Here is a 21,408-nt window from a genome sequence, read left to right as displayed (position 1 = left end):
GCTATTATGAATAAATGGAAAGGCAAGTCAAAAGGCACCATCTTAGGATACAGAATTTTCGTCTGGTGCATTAAGAATCTTGGCGTTCGCAGTTCCTATTTTGTCCTCTATTTCGTAGCTGCTTATTACTTTTTATTCGAAAAAAGGAGCAACCGATATTTATCATATTATTTCAAAAAAAGGCTTAATTATAACTTTTCTAAGACATTAATTTCCAGATATCAAAGTTATCTTACATTTGGGAAGGTTTTGATTGATAAAACTGCAATTTCTGGAGGATTGAGAAATCAATTTACGTACGAATTTGACGGAATTGAAAACCTGAGAAATCTTCTGGAAGAAAAAAAAGGAGGCATTCTTATCAGTGCTCATATCGGGAATTTTGAAATTGCTGAACATTTTTTCGCCGATATAGATTTTGACTGTCAGATCAATTTAGTAACTACAGATCATGAGGTTACAGTTATTAAAGAATACCTTGAAAGTGTTTCTGTAAAGCAAAGCAACATCAAATTCATCTACGTGAAGGAAGATATGTCGCACATTTTTGATATCAACGAAGCATTGTCAAAAAATGAACTTATTTGTTTTACAGGCGATCGTTATTTCGAAGGCTCAAAGTTTTTGGAAGCTGATTTACTTGGTAAAAGTGCAAGATTTCCGGCAGGCCCATTTCTTATTGCTTCAAGATTGGGAGTTCCCGTTGTATATGTCTACGTGATGAAGGAGAAAAATCTGCATTATCATTTATACGCCAGAATTGCTCAAAAGGTTAAAAAGCGTGATGCACAGGGACTTTTAGAATCCTATACTCAAAATTTAGAATCGATGATCAGAAAATATCCTATGCAATGGTTCAATTATTTTGATTTTTGGGATGATGAAGAGTGATTTCTAATTTACTGGGTCGAATCACTGCATCATGTTTGGTAGCTTATCCACCTGTAATTTATCCTAAGCCAGCCGAAGGGCTCCGCTTTTTCGTTTCGTTTCGTTACACAAAAGAACTGCATTCAAGTCGGGCTGCTAATATTCTATGCTTTAAATTGCAAAATATTATGTACTTTGCTACGCGAAGCCGAAACATATTAATCCATACTCTTTATTTAAAAACGCCATTCTCTCATTGAAAAAAGAATACGACATATTAGTTATCGGCAGTGGTCTCGGAGGGCTCGTTTCTGCGCTTATTTTAGCTAAAGAAGGATGTAAAGTCTGTGTGCTGGAAAAAAATAATCAATATGGCGGAAACTTACAGACATTTTCACGTGATAAACTAATTTTCGATACCGGAGTTCATTATCTTGGCGGGCTGTCAAAAGGGCAGAATCTTCATCATTTTTTTTCATATCTTGAAATTATCAACGATCTTGATCTTAAGAGAATGGATGTAAACCAGTATGATAAAATCTCATTCGGAGATGATGTTGTAGAATATCCTCATGCTCAGGGTTATGATAATTTTGTCGATCAACTCTCGGTTTATTTTCCTGACGAAAGAGAAAACTTACAGAATTACTGTAAAGAAATTCAGCGGATCTGCAATTATTTCCCCCGATACAATGTGATCGGTCAGGACCAGTATAATGAAGAAATCCTTCATCTCAATACAAAAAGATTCATAGAATCAATTACTTCAGACGAAACACTTCAAGCAGTTTTATTGGGATCTAATTTTCTGTACGGTGGTGATTCTGAAAATACGCCGTTTTACGTTCATGCTTTAACGGTAAATTCTTACATTCAAAGTGCTTATAAATGTTTGAAAGGTGGTAGCCAGATTTCACGTTTACTCATAAAAAAATTACGGGAATACGGTGCGGATGTTTACAAGCATTCAGAAGTTAATGAGTTTGTATTTAATGATAATAATTCGTTAACAACAGTAAGAACTAAAGAGGGAAAAGAATATTTTGCCAGACAATTTATTTCTAATATAGAGATTCGCTCTACCGTAAAACTAATTGGAGAAAACAGACTGAAAAAATCTTTTTATAATAGAATTCTAAGCTGGGAGCCAGTTACATCTTGCTTTAGCGTTTATTTAGTTTTAAAAGAACATTCTTTTCACCACTTCAATCATAACAGCTATCACTTTTCGTCTAAAAATTTAGTTTGGAAGGCCTGTGAATATTCAGAAGAAAACTGGCCGGAAACCTACATGCTTTCGTGCACGCCGTCAAATCGACAACCTGAATTTGCAGAAAGTCTTACCGCAATTTCGTATATGAATTTTGATGAGGTGAGAGCGTGGCAAAATACGTTTAATACAATTGCAGATGAGCATGAGCGAGGCGAGGCGTACGAAAAATTTAAACTTGAAAAAGCCGAAAAAATGATTGATGCTTTAGCGCAGAAAATTCCTGATCTGAGAAATTATATTAAAAAAATTTACACTTCTTCTCCGCTTTCGTACAGAGATTATATAGGAAGTTTCGACGGTAATATGTACGGCTATGCAAAAACTTCTGAAAATCCTCTAAAAACAATGGTTTCTCCTAAAACCAAAATAGACAATCTCTTTCTTACAGGGCAATCTATAAATATGCATGGGATTTTAGGTTGTACGATTGGCGCATTCAATACTTGTGCAGAGATTTTAGGAAAAAACTTGATTGATGAACGTTTGAGCAAATTTCAGGAGACCCATGAAAGTTAAATATTTATTTTTTCTCTATTTGTTTTTCCATCTTGTTTCATGCGGGACGAGAAAATCGGTACAGCATATTCCTGAAATAGAGCAGTATTCGCTGGAAATTCCTGAAATAAAGAAAATTAATGATTCTACTTTTCACTTTAAGGAAAATTATCTCACAAAAAATAAGCAGAGCCTTTGGGAAATATACATCAAAGGAAATCCTTTGCAGCTTGGCTATAATAATGGTGCTTTAACTCAAGATTTAATGCAGCATCAGGAGCAAATTTTCTTTTCAAAAGTGGAAACATTTGTCCCGTCAAAATTTAAACAGAATCTTTTACGAAGTTTACTCAAGTGGTACAACAGAAAAATGTATCTGAATGTAAGAGATGATGACCAGGCAGAATTGTACGGATTGTCTCAATATTCTTCATATCAATATAATTTCATTGCTCCCAAATTCAGACGGATCATGTATTTGCACGGCGCGCACGATATCGGTCATGCTATGCAGGACTTGATGGTCGTAGGATGCACATCCCTTGCGGTATGGAATGAGAATACTGAAGACGGCAATCTGCTGATCGGAAGAAATTTTGACTTCTATGTGGGAGACGAATTTTCAAAAAATAAAGTAGTCAGTTTTGTAGAGCCAGAGGATGGGATTCCTTATCTATCAGTCAGTTGGCCGGGAATGATTGGTGTGGTTTCGGGTATGAATAAAGAAGGACTTACTGTGACGATCAATGCCGGAAAATCAAAAATTCCTATGACGGCAAAAACTCCGATTTCTCTGCTTACGAAAGAAATTCTGCAATATGCCAAAAACATTGACGAAGCAATCACAATTGCGAAAAAGCGTAAAGTCTTTGTTTCAGAATCTATATTGGTGGGTAGCGCAAATGATAAAAAAGCTGTGATTATTGAGGTTTCTCCGGGTAATTTTGGTGTTCATGACGTTAATAATTCCAGTAAAGTTTTTTGCACCAATCATTTTCAGTCTGATGCTTATAAAAGCGATAAGCGAAATCAAAAGCAAATTTTAGAAAGCCATTCTGAATACCGCTATGAAAAATTACAGGAGCTTTTAGAGAAAAATACAAAGCTGAACCCTGAAAAAATGGCTTCGATTTTACGGGACAAGTTTGGCTCAAAAGACAAAAGCATAGGCTACGGGAATGAAAAGGCTATTAATCAGCTTCTTGCGCATCACGCTGTCATATTTTCTCCAAATAAAAGATTGGTTTGGGTATCATCAAGTCCTTATCAGTTGGGAGAATTTGTATGCTACGATCTTAACGAAATATTTTCTGACCGAAGATTGAAGAGCGGCGAGTTTGCAAAATCTGAACTGAATATTGCACAAGATCCTTTTTTGAAGACTCAGGAGTTTAAAAATTATGAGGAATTTAGGATTGAAAGCAGCAAATTTCAGAAAGCCATTGATGATGACGGAGTTCTATTAAATCGGGATTTCATTCTTCACTTTCAGGCTTTAAATCCAGATTTCTGGCTGGTCTATTATTTAGCGGGGAAGTATTATTATCAACACAAAGAATATGCCCAGGCAAAAATTGAATTTGAAAAAGCTTTAACCAAAGAGATTACCACGATTCCGGACAAAGAAAATATTGAGAAATATCTGAAAAAGACCTTGAAAAAGTTGTAGCAATTATTTATTATCAGGATTTACCTTATTTAAAAATATAAACGTAATAACCCAGATGATCACAGACATTGTGCCAGCTAAAATAAAACTTCCGATGATATATTGCAAGAGATGATTTTTTACTAAGTCGAAGTTCCATTCCTGATTAAAAATATCGCTATCGCCAGCCACAAAAGGTGCGCCTAAAAATAATGAGGCAACTATAATAAAAGGTATAAACGGCGGCAAACTGACATTGGAAGCCACAAATGCAAGAACTTTATTCAGTTTAAATAAGACTGATAGCGAGATCACCAGTAAAGTGTGGAAACCCCAAAACGGAGAGAATCCCACAAAAACACCTAAAGCTACTGAAAATGCTTTAACACGATTGCTTCCGTCACTTTCCAAAATGTCTTCTTTTAAAAACCTCTTAAAACTTTTTTTTCTGAAGTTATTAATGAAATTTCGGGGAATAATATAAGTCAGCGTGATTGCAACGAGAATGGTATTCAGAATGCTGATCCTCGTAAAATCTTTAAATGGTCTGAAGTGAGAAACGCGTTCTGCAGGATCGTACAAAACCTTAATCGGGACATTTTTTATTTGAACGTGACGCCAGGCAGTTCTTACGATAATTTCAATTTCGAACTCAAATTTTGGGGTGAAATATTTCTTCGGAATTTTTTTTAACGGATAAAGTCTGTAGCCGGATTGTGTGTCATGGAGCTTGATTCCCGTCTCAAACCAAAACCAGAAGTTGGAAAAATTATTTCCAAAACTGCTTTTTTTTGGAATTCCGTCTTGGGACATATTTCGGTTTCCAATCAGTAAAACATCTTCGTTTTCTTCCTGCAAGGCTTCAACAAAAACAGGAATATCGTCCGGATAATGCTGTCCATCAGAATCGATGGTGATGGCGTGATGGTAGCCAAGTTCTGTCGCTTTCCTAAAACCCGACTTTAACGCGTTTCCTTTTCCTTTGTTTTGAGGCAAATTGATAATGCTCAACTGGGAATAACTTGTTAGAATTTCTGAAGTGGAATCAGTAGAACCGTCGTTGACGATGATGATATTCTGTGTGTATTCCAAAACGCCTTCAATGACTCTTTTCAACGTTTTGCCATTGTTGAAAGTAGGAATTAAAACGCAGATTTTTCGCTCAGAAATTGAATTCTGTACTTCCGAAAGTGTCATTTATTTTAATGCATTTTTTTCCGTCGCAGTCATCGTTTTAGACTGCATTGCAAACTTTTTGATGTAGGTTTTCAGAGTAGAATTCTGTTTAGAAAAATTATTTAAAATAAAAGTTTTGTCTTCTTTCAGATTTTTAGAATAGCCAACAATTTTAGGGATGTTTTCCTGAACACTCATTCGGATCACCCGCAGTTCTACGTTGTTTGGGTTTGATTTTATAACGGCTTCAAGATCAGTTGCACCAGATTTTACGAAAGATTTTCTCTTGTTTTTTTCTGTAGTCACTTTGGCTTCGAGAATTTTTGCAGCAGCTTTATACCCTTTAACCAAAGGATCGGAAGAGGAATTTTTATCAGCCAGCTGAATGAAGTTTTTTGCGCCATCGTTGGATGAATTAGCTTTGGAATAAGCGTTTCTTAAACCATCTAAATCTCCGTTCTGAAAAAATAAAAATAAAGCCGTTATGAATGAAAATAGAAGTCTCATAATTAAATCTTTGTGTAATTAACAGACATTTTCAGTGCAATAGTCTCGCCAAAAGATGTTGTGTTTTTTACCTTCACTTCGTTTTCGACTTCTTTAATATCCAGTTGAAGTGTTAAATCAGGTGTCTCAAAAGGATTGATAATCGCCATAAATTTCACATTGGAAGCCGTTTTTAAAAATAGTTTTTTTCCTGTAAATTCTTCACTCAGTTCTTTTACAATTTGCATCATACAAACGCCTGGCGTAACAGGATTTCCCGGAAAATGACCTTTGAAAATATCGTGATCCTGATTTAATTTAATATGAGCTGTGAAACTTCCGGTTTCTGATTTTTCGTAGTTTTCTAAAGTGTAAAAATCTGTCAGTATGGTTTGCATTTTTATTCTGTTTCGGTTATCTGAAATAGTTTGATATCGATCTTGAAATCTTTGTGTTCAAGATGAATCGTCTCTGCAAAAGTAGGTTTTTTAGCTTCAAAACTAAAATTGATTTTTTCCTTATTATTTCTTGTATAAACAATTTGTGTAAGCAGAGAATTTTCTTTGCTGAAAGACAGATAGTAATTTTTTTTGTCCAATTCTGACCTGAAAATATTTGATTTTTCATTTTCAAAACTTTCGACAACAGAATATTTCTTTCTTAGTAATTCCCGAAAGTCGTTTTTGAAAAAATTAATGACCATTTTTTTGTTTAAATCTTCCAAAACATAGTTGATTTTGAAATCACTTTCAGAGATTTCAAAATCAATCATTTTGTTCCCGAAATCTGAGGTCATCACAACTCTGTGTTTTGTTTCGGATATTTTTTTGACGATCAAAATTCCGCTGATGTCATTGCCGTAAACTTCCATTTGGCATTTGTAAACATAATCTTCATTTGACGTAAAGTACAGATTTTCAATCTCTTTTTTGGAGTTCGAAACCATTTCTGCATTTTTTAGCTCAAACGTTTTACACGAAATAAAAGCTAGAAAAATCAGGCTATAAAGAAAACTCTGAAGCAGGAATCGGCGCATTTATTTTGGTGTTTTTGAAAACGATATTTGTGGTGTCGCCAGAAGCTTCTGTCATATTTACCTGTGAAACTGTCGTTTGGTTCTTAGGGAAATGAAGCTCGATCTGTTTAATATATTTCAGCAATTGCGCAGATTTCGGAGTGAATTTAGCAATGTTTGAACTTGAATTTTTTAAGTAAACCACTGAAAATTCCGGATCGCTAAACATCTGTCCGTTGGAACTTCCCACGATTAATTTATTTATTTTCTCAAAGGTTTTACTTTTCGTATCAACCGAAGATTTTTTTCCCTGATCGTTAATAAAAATTTTGTTGTCTTTAAAAATAATACTGTATTGATAAGGTTTTGTGTATTTCCAGCTTAAAGTGTTGGGCGATTTTAAAGACATTCTGCCTGAAGTTACGATGTTTTTATCCAGAAAATCCATCTTTTTGGTTTGAATAAAATCGCTCTGCAAAGTTTTAATTTGTTTGGATTCAGTAGAAATCTTCATCACAAATGCTTTTGATTCTGCGCTCGTCATTACTGTGTTTTGAGCAAAAATGAAACTAGAAATTAAGAAAAATGATAAGAAAGCTATATTTTTAAACATTATTTTTCTGATTTAATGATTGAATCAATCGTGAAAGTTGAATATTTTTTACGCTCCAAAAATAACAATAATTCCACCAAAACATTATAAGTTTTTTGTGAAGTATCGTGAAGTAGAATGATGCTTCCTTTTTTTAAATTTTTAGTGATTTTGTTATATATTTTTTTCTCGTCTTCAATTACTGTATCCAACGATCGGACATTCCAGCCGATACTTTTCTTATTTGTTTTTTTGATCGCCTTTGCAATATTCGGATTGGTAACTCCAAAAGGTGGTCGATACAAATCAGTTTTGATATTTCCAATTTTCAACATCACTTCATCACATTTTTGAATTTCATCAATCATTTTTGAAGCTGATAAAAATCCGGTGTTATTTAAATGTGAAAAAGTGTGATTGCCGATTGAATGGCCTTCTGCAATGATTCTTTGGAAAGTTTCGGGATATTTCTCAATCTGTTTTCCGATACAGAAAAAGGTGGCTTTGATGTTGTTTTCTTTTAATAAATCTAAAAACTTCGGAGTAAGTTCTGTCGATCCGTCATCGAAAGTCAACGCAACTTCTTTTGTTTTGGTTCTTTTATGTGTAATACTTTTAATAAAATAGCCTAATTCAATATCAAACGAACCCCAAACTACAACTGCTGAAAACAGGAGGAAACAGTAAATATAAACCCAAATTGTCCCCTGAAATGCGTAGATGAAGACATTTAAGAAAATATAAAAGATGATGAATGGGTAATGTTTCATTTGTAATGGTTTTGGATTAACTCAACGGCTTTACTTTTTTATTAAAGTTAAGGTATTTAAGCTCTTTCCAACAAAACAAGACTATGATCTTTTCCTTTAAGATGATTATAGAGAAGAATGTTTTTGATGCTTTCCTTTTTTACCTCGTTAATCATCATCGCTTCCGGAATTTCTTGATTCTTCAAAATCTGACAAGCCATAAATGTTGAAAAACCGCTTGCTGTATTGAATTCTCCACTCAAATGTTTGTAATACAATAACGAAGAATTTTCAAAAACAGGAATCACGTTTTTGTAATAAACATCAGTTTTTGAATCTCCGCTGAAACCTAAAATCAGAGCATCAATATCTTGATTGGTTAAATTATTCTTTGCTAAAAAATCTTCAATGAATTGTTGAGTTTCGTCTAATTCTAATGTGTTAATGATTTGAATATCTTTTAATTGAGCGTAAGAATTTTCGGTTTTTTCTTTTCCTAAAACAAAAAAGCTGGAACCTTCACCCCAAATCACGCCTTCTGTTATTGAATTTAAATAATCAACTGGAAGATTTTCTTCTTTTTTAATGGAATGATTCAATTTGTATAATTCCATCGTCCGGTCAGTTTGTTCGTCTGTTGAACCTACCAAAACATTTTCAGATTCTCCATCCAAAATCTGAAGTTTTGCATCCAGCATTGAAAATTCGAGCGAGGACGAACAATTCACGTAAGTAAAATTATAGCCGTGACACTGCAATCCCAAAGCAATTTGCCCGGAAACGGTATTGTGCGTGGATTGAATGAAGAAAGTCGGCGTGAGAAACTCTTCCTGATTATCAATCACATTTTTCAGAAACTTTTCAGAATCCTGAGAACATCCCATTCCAGTTCCTACAATAATGGCATCCGGTTTTTCTATTTCTGCTTCTTTTAATGCAAAATGGGAAGCTACCGAACTCATTTTCACTGTTTTAGACATTCTCCTGATCATTGCAGGCGGAATGAATTCTTTGTAATTGGGCTCAATCGCTTTTAGAACCTGAACCGAATTAGCAGCTTTTAAAGTATCGAAAAAATTTTCGTTTAAAGTGTCCTGAACCGAGATGCAGGCGGCACTGTTGATGTAAACTGCACGCATTATTTAGAAAAAATTAAAGTTGAACAGTTTCCGCCAAATCCAAATGAGTTGGAAAGTACATGGTTGATATTTTTCTCTTTCAGTTCGGTAACTGGTGTCAAATCAAATTCTTCCATTTTGGTTTTGAAATTTAAATTTGGAAAAATCACATTATTCTGCATCGCCAAAATCGAGTAAACGGCTTCAATTCCTGCTGCTGCTGCCAAAGTATGACCCGTAAACGCTTTGGTAGAACTGAATTCCGGAACTTGCTTTTCGCCAAAAATCCGAATCATTGCAACACCTTCAGACAAATCATTATTAGGTGTCGCTGTGCCGTGAACGTTGATGTAATCGATGTTTTCTTTATTTAAACCAGAAACTTTCAACGCTTTTTCCATTGCTAAAAACGCGCCTTGTCCGTTTTCCGAAGAAGCGGTCTGGTGATGCGCATCGTTGGCATTTCCATATCCGGAAAGATAAGCAAGGACTTTTTTATTTTCTTTTTTCACCACTTCATCAGATTCCAAAATGAGAAAAGCCGCTGCTTCACCCAGATTCAGACCTTTTCTTTTATTATCAAAAGGTGTATTGTAAGAATCCGTCAAAATCATCAGCGTATTAAATCCATTCAAAGTAAACTTCGAAAGCGAATCTGCACCACCAACAATTACACGGTCAAGAACGCCATTCTTAATGAGTTTTGCTCCCATCATAATGGCGTTTGCGGCTGAAGAACAAGCGGTACTGATGGTAGAAACCATTCCTTTCAGACCCAATAATTCTGCAATCGCCAAAGAAGAATTTCCGGCATCGTGCGAGTCAATATATTTTTGCTTTTCAGGAAAATCTTCGTAGGTGTAGAAATATTTTTCGGTAAAATCCATTCCTGCAACGCTTGTGGAAGAGATCAGTCCGGTTTTATATTCATTGATATTCGAAATTTCGGAGCTTTCAACAGCTTCCTTCGCAGCGATCATTCCTAATAAGGTGGTTCTCGTGATATTATTATCTTCACGAAGCTGAAGTTTTCGGATAAGATCTTCGTTAGACAATTTTATCTCGCCTGTTTTGATGCTTCCGGCGTGGCGTGTTTCAAACATTTCGATATCTGAAATGCCGTGTTTACCAGTCGTGAGCGAAATAAAATTTTCCTCGACATTGTTACCAATGGAGGAAATAATGCCCATTCCTGTAATGGCAATTTTTTGACTCATCTTTTACAAATGTAACAATGTAGCAATGTAACAGTTTACCAGTAATTGCCAGACTGTTACATTGTTAGATTGATAAATTAATTTATTTTGTTCTGTTTTCGTCGATGTACTTTGCCATCACTTCAATTGACTGGAAGATTTCTTTCCCTTTTTTTGGGTCTGCCAATTTGATTCCGTAGTCTTTGTCAAGCATTACAATCAACTCTAATGCATCAATTGAATCTAAACCAAGACCACCGCCAAAAAGTGGATCCGTATCTTTGATTTCTTCGATTGTAACGTCCTCAAGATTAAGAACTTCTATAATTTTGTTTTTTAATTCTAATTTTAAATCGTCCATAAATAAATTTCATTTATAATGTACCAATGTATCGGTTTAGCAATTACCAATTATTTCAAGGTATTTAAGTATTGGTAAACTTTTACATTGTTAAATTGTTATATTACAAAGTCAGCAAATATACAAAAGCTTTATAACTTTCCTGATATAGTTCGACCCAGCCGCACAAGACTTTTTCAGCTTTCCCTGATTGCAGAATCTGTGCCGCGTATGAATTCAAAAATTCTTCATCAAATTCATCCAAGACAAAAAAGGCATTTTCGGTCTGCATTTTATGTTTAATACTGATTTCGCCCACGCAAATGTTGGGTAAAGTGTACACAAATACGGCAGGACTCGGGAAATAATTTTCCTGAGAATTAATGCTTACCTGATATTTAAAATCAGTGTCGAGGCTTGAGGATTTGTTGGCAAAAACCAATGCGGTATTGCTGTGATCATCATTTTTCAGAATCATTTCGGAAGCCATAAAAGCCAATTTGCTCAGATTATCCATTTTATGAAATTTAGGATAATTTAGTTCGAAATTTTTATAAGCTTCTTTCGCGAAATCTGAGAAATTTTCGGTTTTAGTTTCAAAAATAGTTTGTTCGTTAACGATTATTTTTGAGTTTTCTATGGTGCAAATGTCTGTTTTCTTCATTGTTTTCATTTAACATTTCTCCAAAATAATTGCGGCATTACATCCGCCAAAACCAGAAGCCGTTTTCAGAATATATCTGATTTCTGCCGATTGATTTTCTTTAATGATATTCAAATCCTGAGAAACACCCATTTCTTTAAAATTTTTAGATTGAATTAAAGTGTTTTTCAAAGCCGATTCCATAGAAATGATGCTTTCTAATAAACCAGATGCGCCTAGACAATGACCGTAAAAACCTTTCATACTGTTGAGCGGAACATTTTGCAAATCCATTCTGTTGAAAGCGATGGCTTCCATTTCGTCGTTGTAAAGCGTAGCGGTTCCGTGAGCGGAAATAAAATCTATTTGTTCTGATGAAACATTTGCTTCTTTCATTGCATTTTTAACGCTCAAAAACAATCCGTCGCCGGTTCTTGATGGTCCGGAAATGTGATTTGCATCGTTAATTGCGGAGTCACCGAGAACTTTAAATCTAAACTTTTCGTTTTCTGATGGGGTAGAAGTGATGAATGCACTTGCTGTTGCTTCACCCAGATTAATACCGTTTCGGTTTTTATCGTAAGGTTTGCAAGGTTCGCTTCCAATCGCCTGAAAAGAATTGAAACCCGAAATTACAAACTCAGAAATCTCATCTCCGGCAACTACAAAAGCATCTTTGTATTTTCCTGTCTGAATCATATTTTTCGCAACAGAAATCGCCATTACTCCGGAAACACAAGCGTTGGAAACCACAATCGGTTTGGTTTTAAATCCAAAAAAATCAGCCAGTTTTCGGGCTAATTTTGAGAGGTAAATGCCTTCCGGTAAAGTGCTTTCATTTTTTAATAAACTGATATTTCCTTTGGTTGTTGATAAAATAAAACCGGTATCATTTGAAATCTGATGTCTTTCTACCAAAGGTTTTAGACTCAAAAGAAACATTTTTTCAAGTCTCGTGAAATTTTTATTATCAAAGTGTTTATTAAATTCCTCATCCAATTTCTCAGAATGAATTTTAGAAACAAAAAATGTGTCATGATCATCGATAATTTTATGCAAAGCCACGCCGGATTTTCCTTCCAGAATCGCTGTCCAGTTTGATTCCACATCAAAACCCAAAGGCGTGACGCAGTTGTAATCTGTAATGTAAATTTCTTTGTTCATTAATTAATGAATTGTTCGATTCATATTTTGAAAAGCCAACTAAAATCCCATTTTATCTTTCCAAGCCTGAAAAAACTCCGGATTGTACAGGCATAAATTATTTTCAGCATCCAAAAAAACCTGAATGGTTTCTCCGCTGCAAACCAATTGATTTTGCTGATTGAAAATCTCGTATTTGTAAATTAATTTCGCTGAAACAGAGTTCACGAAAGTCGTAACGATGTTGAATGTTTCGCCATATTTTAAAGGCAGAAAATGCTCCGTAGTTGTTTTCACGATCGGTGTTACGAATCCGGCTTTCTGAATGTCGAGATAGGTTAAACCGTGCTGTCTTCCGAAAGCTTCTCTTCCGTCTTCAAAATAAACGATGTAATGCCCGTGCCAGACGATTCCCAGTGGATCTGTTTCGTTGAACCGGACTCGTACTTCTTCGGTACAGGTTATGTTTTTAGACTGCATTTTGTTTTGTTTTTTTAACCACAAAGGGCATAAAGTTTTTCACGAATTATAATCAAATATATTATTGTCTGATAAAAAATTAAAATACAATTATCAGGTCGCTCTTCCAGAACTTTAATCCTATCAATATCTATTTGCTATTAACAGTTTGTTTCTAATGAAGCTTTGCAAAGTCCCATCGGGACTTACTGTTAGTAGGAAAAAAATGAAGCCCCAAAAACAAAGCTCCAGAGGAGCGAACTGTTAATTTATCTTTCAACTGTACCAAATTTCCAAACTTTGGTACAGTTTCCTGACTTTTGATAGGGTTGACTAAACGTGAATTTCCCACGAAATCCCTAGCCCTGATGGGAACGGCATCCTTTTTTGTTTTTTAACGACACGTTTGTTTTAAAATGACTGGCGTGAGAAAAACAAAAAAGATATAGTGGACAGCAGGTTCCCGGCTTCTAAAAATGAACTAAACACTATTTTGTTTCCTTTCGTAAAGTAAAGAAACAGTGACCATCGCAATATAAAATAAAAATAAGAAAATCAGTTCTTTGGCAATTTCGCCAATGCCGCTGTTTCTTAAAATGATATCGTAATACGCATTTAAGCCCCAATTCATAGGGGAAAACTGCGCAATTTTCTGCATAAATTCGGGCATCAGGAAAACGGGAACCCAGATTCCCCCAATTGCTGCCAAAACAACTACCGAAGTCGCTCCAAACGGCGCCGACTGTTCCTGTGTGTTGGAAACGGTTCCGATTAAAATTCCAAATCCTATCGCTGCTAATCCGGCGAAAAGAGTGACTATTAAAAGATGGAATATTTTTCCAGAAACATCAAATTGAGGCAAATCCATCAGCGGAAAAATCCAGATTCCTACTGCAACCATCAGCAAAAACTGGATGACGCAAATGATTAAATAAGTGAAAGTTTTTCCTAAAATATGAATGAAATACGGCGTCGGACTCGTACGGATTCTCACGCTCGTTCCCTGACTTTTTTCTTTCACTAAATTAATCGACAAGGGCACCACAATAAAGAAAATCGCAAACAATGCCCACGCCGGAACGTTGTGCTGAACGGAATTTGGTATTACATCCAGTTTGCCTTTGTTGGGTGTGATTTCTTTGAAGGTAATTAAGCTATTATTTTCAAGGTCTTCCGTCGTTCCTAGTTGGTCCTGGAAGGCTTTGTAGATTTTTTTATTTTCGATTTCGAAAACCATTTTGTTGATGGCATTCATTACGGAATTTTTGAAACCTGCGTTGGTAGCTGGGTCGAAATAGAGATGAATGTCTTTCGTTTTTGAGGCAACAGTTTTTGTCGCAGTTGAATCGGCTTCTAAACCAAACGAGCTGACAACGGTCTGAACTTTGGAATCGATATTTGAATTTAAATCTTTCGTTAAATTTTCCGGAATGACAATGGCCATTTGATAATCTCCCGTAAACACGGCTTTCTCGGCCGATTTTTCGTTGTAATCGGTAATCAGTTCGAATGTTTTGCTGGTTTCCAGTTCTTTTTTGATGACTTTTGAAACTTCAGATTTATCATTATCAATGAAAATAATCGGGATTTTTGAACCTTCCAGGTTTTTGAATGTAGAATCCTGAATTAAAGTAATGGTAATGATCAAAAGCAACGGCATCAGAAAAATGATGACAATTCCACCTGAATCTCTTTTCAATAACTGAATTTCTTTGATGAAACTTCTCCACAATTTATACAACATCTCTCAATTCTTTTCCGGTTAATGAAATGAAAACATCCTCCAGGTTTTCCGCATTGGCAACTCTTTCAACCAATTCTTCCGGAGTTCCTGTCGCGTGGATTTTTCCATGGTCGATGATAGCGATTTTTGTACAAAATTCCTCTGCTTCAGAAAGGTGGTGTGATGTGTAAATAATGCACGTCCCTTTTTTATTTAAATCTAAAAGATAATCGATAATTGCTTTTTTCGATTGAACGTCCACGCCAACGGTCGGCTCATCCAGAAACAAAACTTTAGGGTTATGAAGTGTTCCCGCAATCAGATTGCAACGGCGTTTCATTCCGCCTGAAAACTGGTCGACCTTTTTATTGGCAAATTTGGTTAATCCCATCAATTCCAAAGCTTCATCGATTGCTTTGTGAAGATAATCGTTTTTCAAACCATACAGACTTCCGAAGAACAGAAGGTTTTCTTTCGCTGTCAAAGTTGGGTAGAGCGCATATTCCTGCGGAACAACGCCGATGATTTGTTTGATTTTTGAACTGTCCTTTTTAGGTGACAAACCGTTGATGGTAAAACTTCCGGAAGTCGGCTTAATTAAACCTGAAAGCATAGAAATCAATGTGGTTTTTCCCGCACCGTTGGGGCCGAGAATTCCGTAGATTTCGTTTTTATCGATGTTCAAAGAAATATCATTAACCGAAAAGTCTTCCGAGTTTTTGTATTTCTTGTAGAGGTTTTTTATTTCGATGATATTCTCCAAACTATATTGCTTTTCTCAATTTCTTATAAAAAGCTTCCTCCAAATCAGCAATATGCAACATTGATTTTGAAAGCTGATTGTAAATGTCGCTTTTCGAATTTCTGTTTTTATAAACCCTTGCAATATCCACGGCAAAATCTCTCCAAAGGTCGCCGATTGCTGTAATTTCTTTAGATAATTCCTTTAGCTCGTTATTTTTAAGAATTACAGCGGCTTCCTGTAAAAAAGCACCGTAAATAAATCTGAATCCGCCACCGCCGGTCCCAATTTCTTCCTGCATTCTAATCAATTGTCCGAGATAATGATTAGTCACTTTTGTTCCTTTTTTCTCTGCCCATTTCGGAATGCTTTTCGCGACCCAACGCATTGCTTTTACGCCGATAATTGGAACGGGAGCCAACATATTTTTGCAGGTGTCTTTGATTCCTTTTTTGATGGCTTCTTCCAAATTTACATTTTCCGGAATGTGCGTAGGAAAATACATATGACCTTTCGGAGCAAGTGCGCCTTTTGCATAACGAACTTTTTCAAGATCAGCTTCCGTTAAAGTAGTTGCAAAATCCATTACAGGGTCGCTGATGAGGAATTTTCCGTCTTCTTTTCCATAAACCACTAAGTTGTGGGCGTTAAAGTGGAATTTATATTCTTCAGGGAAATAAGTAAGGTTAAAAACGCCTACCTGTAAACCTGTTGGGATATTTTGTTCTAAATTTTTCTCTAAAGCTTTTTGAGCTTCTTCAGGACTTGAAAATCGTTGTCTTTTAATTTTAATTCCTAAACGTTTTGCCGCTTTGCTGAAAATAGCTCCGGGCATCGGACGGTAACTGAATCCTGGTGCGAAATTTACTTTTAGGAAAGGTAAATACACGAAAAATAATCCGGAACCAATTCCGAAAATCATTGGTTCGCTAAGTTTTAAACCTTTGTTTAGTAGTAAATTGGAGGCAACACCGTTTTCGCAGTGAGCTGTCTGATGGTGTTCAAAATTCAATTTCATTATTTACCGTCGAAATTTTTTAGTTCGTCTACTGAAATTCCGAATGCATCGGCGTATTTTTTAAGGGTAGAATCGTTTAATTTTTTGAAAATATTTGGCTTAAAATGTCTTTTTACCGTCCATTGCCATTTGTCTACATACGCTGCCAAAACCTGTACATCCATCTTATTAAATTCCATAAAATACACGATCGGGCTTACCAAATTTTTGGCAACATTTTGTTTTGCTTCATTTATTCTTTCGTTGATAAGCTCCATTGATTCGTCGAGTGCAGCCTTTTTTGCTTCCCAGCCAATGCTTTGAGCGGTTGTATAATTATTGTTTTCATCAGTCACGTACAACATTTCTGTCATATTTGCGGACTGTAGATTACTTTCGTCTTGAGGAATATCTTGTTTTTTCACCTGAAAAGATTGATGTTTTTTGATAAGCAGATGAATTTTTTTCGTCCGCTCTGAAATTGGTTTTCCAATGCGCTAAAATAATAAAAATGCAGGACATAGGATAATGTAATATTTGCATTCAAATAGCATAGAAATACTGCAGATTTTCTTTAATTCGTAAAGATTTCGTATTAGATCGTAAACATAATCTGTTGTAAAATATCTATCTAATCCGTTTAATTTTTAATTTTATCTAGAAATTATAACACAAATGAGTTTAAGAAAGTATCAGGAAAAAAGTAATTCTCCTCATCCGCATATTGGGGAAATGGTTCGCAAAGTAATGGTTAAAAGGGGAGTTTCTCAGGCAGAGTTAGCAAGAAAGATGAATGTAACTTCGTCGTCAATGGCTCAGTATTTACAAAATTCTTCATTGCAGTTTGGGATCTTGTGGAATTTAGGAATCGCATTAGAGCATGATTTTTTGACAGAATTGCTCAATTATTACCCTGCAACTATTTCGCTCAATGAAAAATCAAAGTTGGTATCTGAACTGAGAGACAAAACAATGACAATCACTGATTTGGAAAAGAAAATAAAAATTTACAAATCGGCTTTGGGAATTAGAGATTAATTTCGTTCCACAAAAATGAAAAGGAAAAGCTGCTCATATTGCAGCTTTTCCTCTGGACTTTTACTGGTAAGGAGTAATTATTTCCTCCTTTTGTACTTTAAGTGTATCAACAGATACACCTCATCTTTCTCTATATCCTTGCACCATGTTCTCTCTGTAACCAAGGCGTTTTCGTACAGATAAAGATCTTCCATATTGTTGACATATTCTAATCTTTCAGAAGTTTTGTATTTAAAAAATGAAATCAAATTCACCTCATCACCAATTGCGGGGGCAATCGGAAACTCCACAGAGTTTTCAAAATCAAATTCAATATCGTAGGAATAAAATCTTACTTTAACGCTCATAACTTTATTTTGATCAAATATAACTTAAATTGTCTAGTCGCTGCGTCAATTCGGGTGTTTTTCGAAGAAAATTGTACCGAGAATCAATGAACGACGAACGAGATTATGTTAATTAAGAGCTTTGGTCAAAGGTTCTAGATACAAATTCTTTCAGAATTTTACTCGAATTGACAATGTTAAACATTTAGTTACAATTTAGAAAAATGAAAAAAGCCAACCCAAAGAGTCGGCATGTATATTTTAAAAACAATATTCTACGATTTCAGTTCCTGAATAAACAAACTTATCTCTGTACGAATCAGTAATTCATCTCCTAAAAATGTTTCGCAGAAAATCTGGCAGATGTTTTCATACTGCGAAATCAATGAAGCTTTAGAAATAATCGTGTCACCAACTTTTGGCAAGGCGAAAATTTCAATTTTTTTAATATTGGTAATAAAGCCGATCACCTTCGTATTTGACTCCGGATTTGCAAAAAAACTCTGTCCGAGAATTGAGGATGAAGTCTGTGCTGAATGCTCGATAAGACCTGCTTCTGCAAAATGGTTGTTGTGAACAAAGATGTTTTCAGATTTGATTTCAAAAGAAGTAATCACCTTTTCCGGAGTAAGCTCAAGAATGTAATCAGCCATCAGCATCGGTTCACGATGTGGTAAAAAATGATGAATGTTGATGAGGTTTTCTTCTTTTAACTCCATTAAATTTTCTTCTAAAAACTTTTATTTTATCATTTCGTCACCTTCAAGTAGATTTTTAAAAAAAAATCGTATTGAGAAGGTTTGTGTTAAAATTCTCGATACAAATTCTTGCACAATTTTACTCGAACTGACGAATTTGTTTTTAATTTTATTTTACAACCGTTTTCATTTGCGATTTTGAAATTACGGTATCGTTTATTTTAGTGACGATTTCAACTAAAGTAACGCCCAGCATCTCATTCAGAATCGTTGCTTCGGTAATCAACTGATCACCAACTTTTGGTAAAACATCGGTTTCAAAAGATTTAATAGCACCAATATAACCTGTGGGAGCATCTTTTCCTAAAAGAAAATATTTGTAACCAGTATGTAAAGCTACCGTCTGAGCCTGATGCTCGATTAAACCAGACGCCTGAAATATTCCTTCGTGTACAAAAAGATTGTCTTCTTGAATGGTAAATCCAGAGATGACATGATTTTCAGAATACTCTGAAACCTCGCCCACCATAACGAAAGGAGCTTTCTGGGGAATCAGTTTTTCCACAAAATTTTGATCGGAATTCGGTAATGCAACTTCCATTAGCAAACCGTTAGCAATGCACAAGAGTAAGCGAATCTTCCACTTTCAGGAACACAAAGAAGTATTTTTTCTCCTTTTTTCAGTCTTCCTGAATTCATCAACTGTTCTACAGCGATAAAGATAGATCCTGCGCCTACGTTTCCAACTTCTGAAAGATTATAGAACCATTTTTCCCATGGGAAATCTAATCCAACATTGGCAAATTCTTCTTTTAAACCTTCTTTAAAGTAACCGGAAGAAATATGTGCCAAAACATGATCTACTGTGTCCGGATCAAGCTGATGTTTGTCGAATGAAGTTCTCAAACTTTCGGCGCCTTTTACAAGAATATATTTATCAAGAATTTTAGTATCCTGTTTTAAAGCAAAGATAGATTGGTTCAGCCACTCTTCAGCAGGATATTCTGCCCATGATTTTAAACTCCCGTCTTCCTGCTTTTCACAACCTGAATACATACAAGCTTCAATTTGGTGTGCATATGAATAGAAATCAATCCATTCTATTTTCAGTGAAGTCTCGTTTTCTCTTGGTTTTGGTTCCAATAAAAACGCAGCGGCACCATCAGAAAGCATCCATCTCAAAAACTCTCTTTTGAAAGCTACGATGGGTCTTTCTTCCAGCAATTTTAAATTTTCAGCTTCATGATTAAATTTATCAGCGGTCATCCATGCAGACATTCTTTCAGAACCTACACAGACAGCGTTGTCTTTTACACCTGCTTTGATATTTAGAAAACCATAGTTCAATGCATTCATCCCAGAATTGCAAAGACCTGTTGCCGTATTGATTTCTACAGATTTGCCGATATTCAGTTCGCCATGCACCATTGAAGAGTGTGATGGCTGAATCTGATCTGCCGAAGATGTTCCGCAAGACAAAAGCTGCATGTCTTCTTTTTTAAAATGCTCATCGAAGAGTCCTTCTACTGCTTTTGCAGTGATTTGGGCATTGGTATGTGTTGGTTTGCCTTCTTTATCTAAAGCGTAGTATCTGGTTTTTATTTTATTGTTCCTTAGAATTAAGGCTCTTGCCTTAGAAGGTGTATTATTTACCAATCCAAGATAGCTTTCCATTTCGTCATTCGAAACCGGCTCATTCGGGAAGTATGTTGAAGCTTTTGTTATAAATACGTCTTGCATTTCTATTTTAAATTAATTCCTTGTAAATATTCTTTTTGTTTCTGTCTTTTAGACCACAAAAGGGGCGCTAATAATATATGAAAAACCAAAACAATAGGTGAAATAATCCATATTGCTGCCATCAAATATACTTTAAAGAATTTGATCAGCAAAGGTCGTTTTTCTTTTTTCTTGATAATCAGATTACTCCATACTGTAAAGATTTTGTTGCCTACTTTCTCTACACGCACCAGAAATGGTCTGATTTCTACGGCTCCGTTTTTTACCAGATCGGGCTGTAGATTTGCAAAATCATTGTCGTCGAAATGATTTTCAATGATCTTACCGTATTTTCCGGCACCGTTGATTTCTTCATCTGAAACTCCGGCTGCAGGCAGTATTCCTGATTTTTCTTTTTGTCCGGTTGTCAGCCAGCGAAGAATTGTTAAAACACTTGTGTAATTATCGTGTCTGTCTACCAATGCGATGTTTCCGACTAAACTGGCGTTTAAATTTTTTAAATAAACTTTTAATTTTTCCTGAGAAAGCATCCACATATTTCTGGTTCCGGAAACGGTAACGATGGGTGTGTTTTTTAATAAACCTTCTGCATAACTGCTTTTCAAAAATGAAATAATAGGAATAGAAGGAGTAAGGTACCAAACCTGATATCCGAAAAGGATAAGGTCATATTTTTTATTCAGCACATTTTCTGGTGGCGGAAGAATCTCGCTCGGAATCTGCAAATAAGATTCGGGGAAAGTATTGAAAAAAACATCACTCGGCCAAGGGAAAGGAAAATCCTCTATCAGCTGAATGTTGTAGTAAGTGACTAGATATTCGTCTTTTTTATCCTCAAACGGCTGGGCAATATTTTTCATAATATCCTCCAACTGACCAGTCTGTGTATAATAGAGAACAAGTACGTTTTTCTGCATTAATATTCTTTAAGGATTACAAAA

25 protein-coding genes are annotated in these 21,408 nt (G+C 35.4%); 4 read left to right on the top strand and 21 right to left on the bottom strand.

The genetic code is table 11. The features are described 5' to 3' along the window. Positions 1-6 precede the first annotated feature (6 nt). From PGH12_RS10985 to PGH12_RS10975, 3 genes are all read left to right on the top strand, one after another. Positions 7-891, top strand: a complete 885-nt coding sequence (locus PGH12_RS10985; RefSeq protein ID WP_267596880.1) for a lysophospholipid acyltransferase family protein — start codon at positions 7-9, stop codon at positions 889-891. A 235-nt stretch (positions 892-1,126) separates the two neighbouring features. Then, positions 1,127-2,659, top strand: a complete 1,533-nt coding sequence (locus PGH12_RS10980; protein WP_267596881.1) for a phytoene desaturase family protein — start codon at positions 1,127-1,129, stop codon at positions 2,657-2,659. After that, on the top strand, positions 2,649-4,307 hold the full coding sequence (locus PGH12_RS10975; RefSeq protein ID WP_267596882.1) for a C45 family peptidase: 1,659 nt from the start codon (positions 2,649-2,651) through the stop codon (positions 4,305-4,307). Before PGH12_RS10980 ends, PGH12_RS10975 begins: the two co-directional genes overlap by 11 nt. Before the next feature lie 3 nt (positions 4,308-4,310). Here the strand turns inward: PGH12_RS10975 and PGH12_RS10970 are convergent, their stop codons facing one another. The 16 genes from PGH12_RS10970 to DarG form a co-directional block, all read right to left on the bottom strand. Then, positions 4,311-5,483: a DUF2062 domain-containing protein gene (locus PGH12_RS10970; protein ID WP_267596883.1), complete on the bottom strand. Its 1,173-nt coding sequence runs from the start codon at positions 5,481-5,483 to the stop codon at positions 4,311-4,313. Beyond that, on the bottom strand, positions 5,484-5,969 hold the full coding sequence (locus PGH12_RS10965) for a hypothetical protein (RefSeq protein ID WP_267596884.1): 486 nt from the start codon (positions 5,967-5,969) through the stop codon (positions 5,484-5,486). Positions 5,970-5,971: 2 nt separating this feature from the next. After that, a complete protein-coding gene (locus tag PGH12_RS10960) occupies positions 5,972-6,346 on the bottom strand; it encodes an ApeI family dehydratase (RefSeq protein WP_267596885.1) in 375 nt (124 codons plus the stop codon). Positions 6,347-6,348: 2 nt separating this feature from the next. Further along, positions 6,349-6,984 carry a flexirubin biosynthesis protein LolB2 gene (gene lolB2 / locus PGH12_RS10955; protein ID WP_476384858.1) on the bottom strand — a complete coding sequence of 212 codons (636 nt, stop codon included), beginning with the start codon at positions 6,982-6,984 and terminating at the stop codon, positions 6,349-6,351. Continuing rightward, the gene (gene lolA2, locus PGH12_RS10950; RefSeq protein WP_476384859.1) at positions 6,950-7,576 is read right to left on the bottom strand and encodes a flexirubin biosynthesis/transport protein LolA2; all 627 of its coding nucleotides are present in this window, start codon (positions 7,574-7,576) and stop codon (positions 6,950-6,952) included. Before lolA2 ends, lolB2 begins: the two co-directional genes overlap by 35 nt. Continuing rightward, complete coding sequence (locus PGH12_RS10945) at positions 7,576-8,325, bottom strand: polysaccharide deacetylase family protein (RefSeq protein WP_267596888.1); 750 nt, start codon at positions 8,323-8,325, stop codon at positions 7,576-7,578. The genes lolA2 and PGH12_RS10945 overlap by 1 nt, the downstream gene beginning before the upstream one ends. Positions 8,326-8,381: 56 nt before the next feature. Next, positions 8,382-9,443, bottom strand: coding sequence for a beta-ketoacyl synthase N-terminal-like domain-containing protein (locus PGH12_RS10940; protein ID WP_267596889.1), 1,062 nt, complete (start codon positions 9,441-9,443; stop codon positions 8,382-8,384). Next, entirely contained in the window at positions 9,443-10,639 is a 1,197-nt protein-coding gene (locus PGH12_RS10935; RefSeq protein ID WP_267596890.1) for a beta-ketoacyl-[acyl-carrier-protein] synthase family protein, read from the bottom strand. The genes PGH12_RS10940 and PGH12_RS10935 overlap by 1 nt, the downstream gene beginning before the upstream one ends. An 82-nt stretch (positions 10,640-10,721) precedes the next feature. Beyond that, positions 10,722-10,979, bottom strand: coding sequence for a phosphopantetheine-binding protein (locus PGH12_RS10930; protein ID WP_267596891.1), 258 nt, complete (start codon positions 10,977-10,979; stop codon positions 10,722-10,724). 103 nt (positions 10,980-11,082) lie between these two features. Next, the gene (locus PGH12_RS10925; RefSeq protein WP_267596892.1) at positions 11,083-11,622 is read right to left on the bottom strand and encodes a 3-oxoacyl-ACP synthase; all 540 of its coding nucleotides are present in this window, start codon (positions 11,620-11,622) and stop codon (positions 11,083-11,085) included. A 9-nt stretch (positions 11,623-11,631) separates the two neighbouring features. Then, entirely contained in the window at positions 11,632-12,765 is a 1,134-nt protein-coding gene (locus PGH12_RS10920) for a beta-ketoacyl synthase N-terminal-like domain-containing protein (RefSeq protein WP_267596893.1), read from the bottom strand. A gap of 39 nt (positions 12,766-12,804) precedes the next feature. Further along, positions 12,805-13,224, bottom strand: a complete 420-nt coding sequence (locus PGH12_RS10915) for an acyl-CoA thioesterase (protein WP_267596894.1) — start codon at positions 13,222-13,224, stop codon at positions 12,805-12,807. A gap of 460 nt (positions 13,225-13,684) precedes the next feature. Further along, positions 13,685-14,947 (bottom strand): ABC transporter permease, encoded by a 1,263-nt coding sequence (locus tag PGH12_RS10910; protein WP_267596895.1) that lies wholly within the window; start codon positions 14,945-14,947, stop codon positions 13,685-13,687. After that, positions 14,937-15,689: an ABC transporter ATP-binding protein gene (locus tag PGH12_RS10905; protein WP_267596896.1), complete on the bottom strand. Its 753-nt coding sequence runs from the start codon at positions 15,687-15,689 to the stop codon at positions 14,937-14,939. The genes PGH12_RS10910 and PGH12_RS10905 overlap by 11 nt, the downstream gene beginning before the upstream one ends. Position 15,690: 1 nt before the next feature. Then, complete coding sequence (gene darH / locus PGH12_RS10900; protein WP_267596897.1) at positions 15,691-16,686, bottom strand: BtrH-related acyltransferase DarH; 996 nt, start codon at positions 16,684-16,686, stop codon at positions 15,691-15,693. Continuing rightward, the gene (gene DarG, locus PGH12_RS10895; RefSeq protein WP_267596898.1) at positions 16,686-17,090 is read right to left on the bottom strand and encodes a flexirubin biosynthesis protein DarG; all 405 of its coding nucleotides are present in this window, start codon (positions 17,088-17,090) and stop codon (positions 16,686-16,688) included. Before DarG ends, darH begins: the two co-directional genes overlap by 1 nt. Before the next feature lie 250 nt (positions 17,091-17,340). On the opposite strand from DarG, the gene PGH12_RS10890 reads away from it, so the two are divergent. Next, complete coding sequence (locus tag PGH12_RS10890; RefSeq protein WP_267596899.1) at positions 17,341-17,703, top strand: helix-turn-helix domain-containing protein; 363 nt, start codon at positions 17,341-17,343, stop codon at positions 17,701-17,703. A 77-nt stretch (positions 17,704-17,780) separates the two neighbouring features. On the opposite strand, the gene PGH12_RS10885 is transcribed toward PGH12_RS10890, so the two are convergent. The 5 genes from PGH12_RS10885 to PGH12_RS10865 all read right to left on the bottom strand — a co-directional run bounded on the left by PGH12_RS10885 (position 17,781) and on the right by PGH12_RS10865 (position 21,384). Continuing rightward, a complete protein-coding gene (locus PGH12_RS10885; RefSeq protein WP_267596900.1) occupies positions 17,781-18,050 on the bottom strand; it encodes a hypothetical protein in 270 nt (89 codons plus the stop codon). A gap of 254 nt (positions 18,051-18,304) precedes the next feature. Beyond that, a complete protein-coding gene (locus tag PGH12_RS10880) occupies positions 18,305-18,748 on the bottom strand; it encodes a hotdog family protein (protein ID WP_267596901.1) in 444 nt (147 codons plus the stop codon). 148 nt (positions 18,749-18,896) lie between these two features. Beyond that, on the bottom strand, positions 18,897-19,328 hold the full coding sequence (locus PGH12_RS10875; RefSeq protein ID WP_267596902.1) for a hotdog family protein: 432 nt from the start codon (positions 19,326-19,328) through the stop codon (positions 18,897-18,899). After that, positions 19,328-20,467 (bottom strand): dialkylresorcinol biosynthesis protein DarB, encoded by a 1,140-nt coding sequence (gene darB / locus PGH12_RS10870; protein WP_267596903.1) that lies wholly within the window; start codon positions 20,465-20,467, stop codon positions 19,328-19,330. Before darB ends, PGH12_RS10875 begins: the two co-directional genes overlap by 1 nt. A gap of 2 nt (positions 20,468-20,469) precedes the next feature. After that, positions 20,470-21,384: a dialkylrecorsinol condensing enzyme DarA gene (locus PGH12_RS10865; RefSeq protein WP_267596904.1), complete on the bottom strand. Its 915-nt coding sequence runs from the start codon at positions 21,382-21,384 to the stop codon at positions 20,470-20,472. Between the last annotated feature and the right edge of the window lie 24 nt (positions 21,385-21,408).

This window comes from Chryseobacterium sp. CY350 (assembly GCF_027945075.1).
Lineage (GTDB): Bacteria > Bacteroidota > Bacteroidia > Flavobacteriales > Weeksellaceae > Chryseobacterium.
Note: the sequence above shows the minus strand (reverse complement) of the source record. Positions and strands in the feature narration are given on the sequence as shown.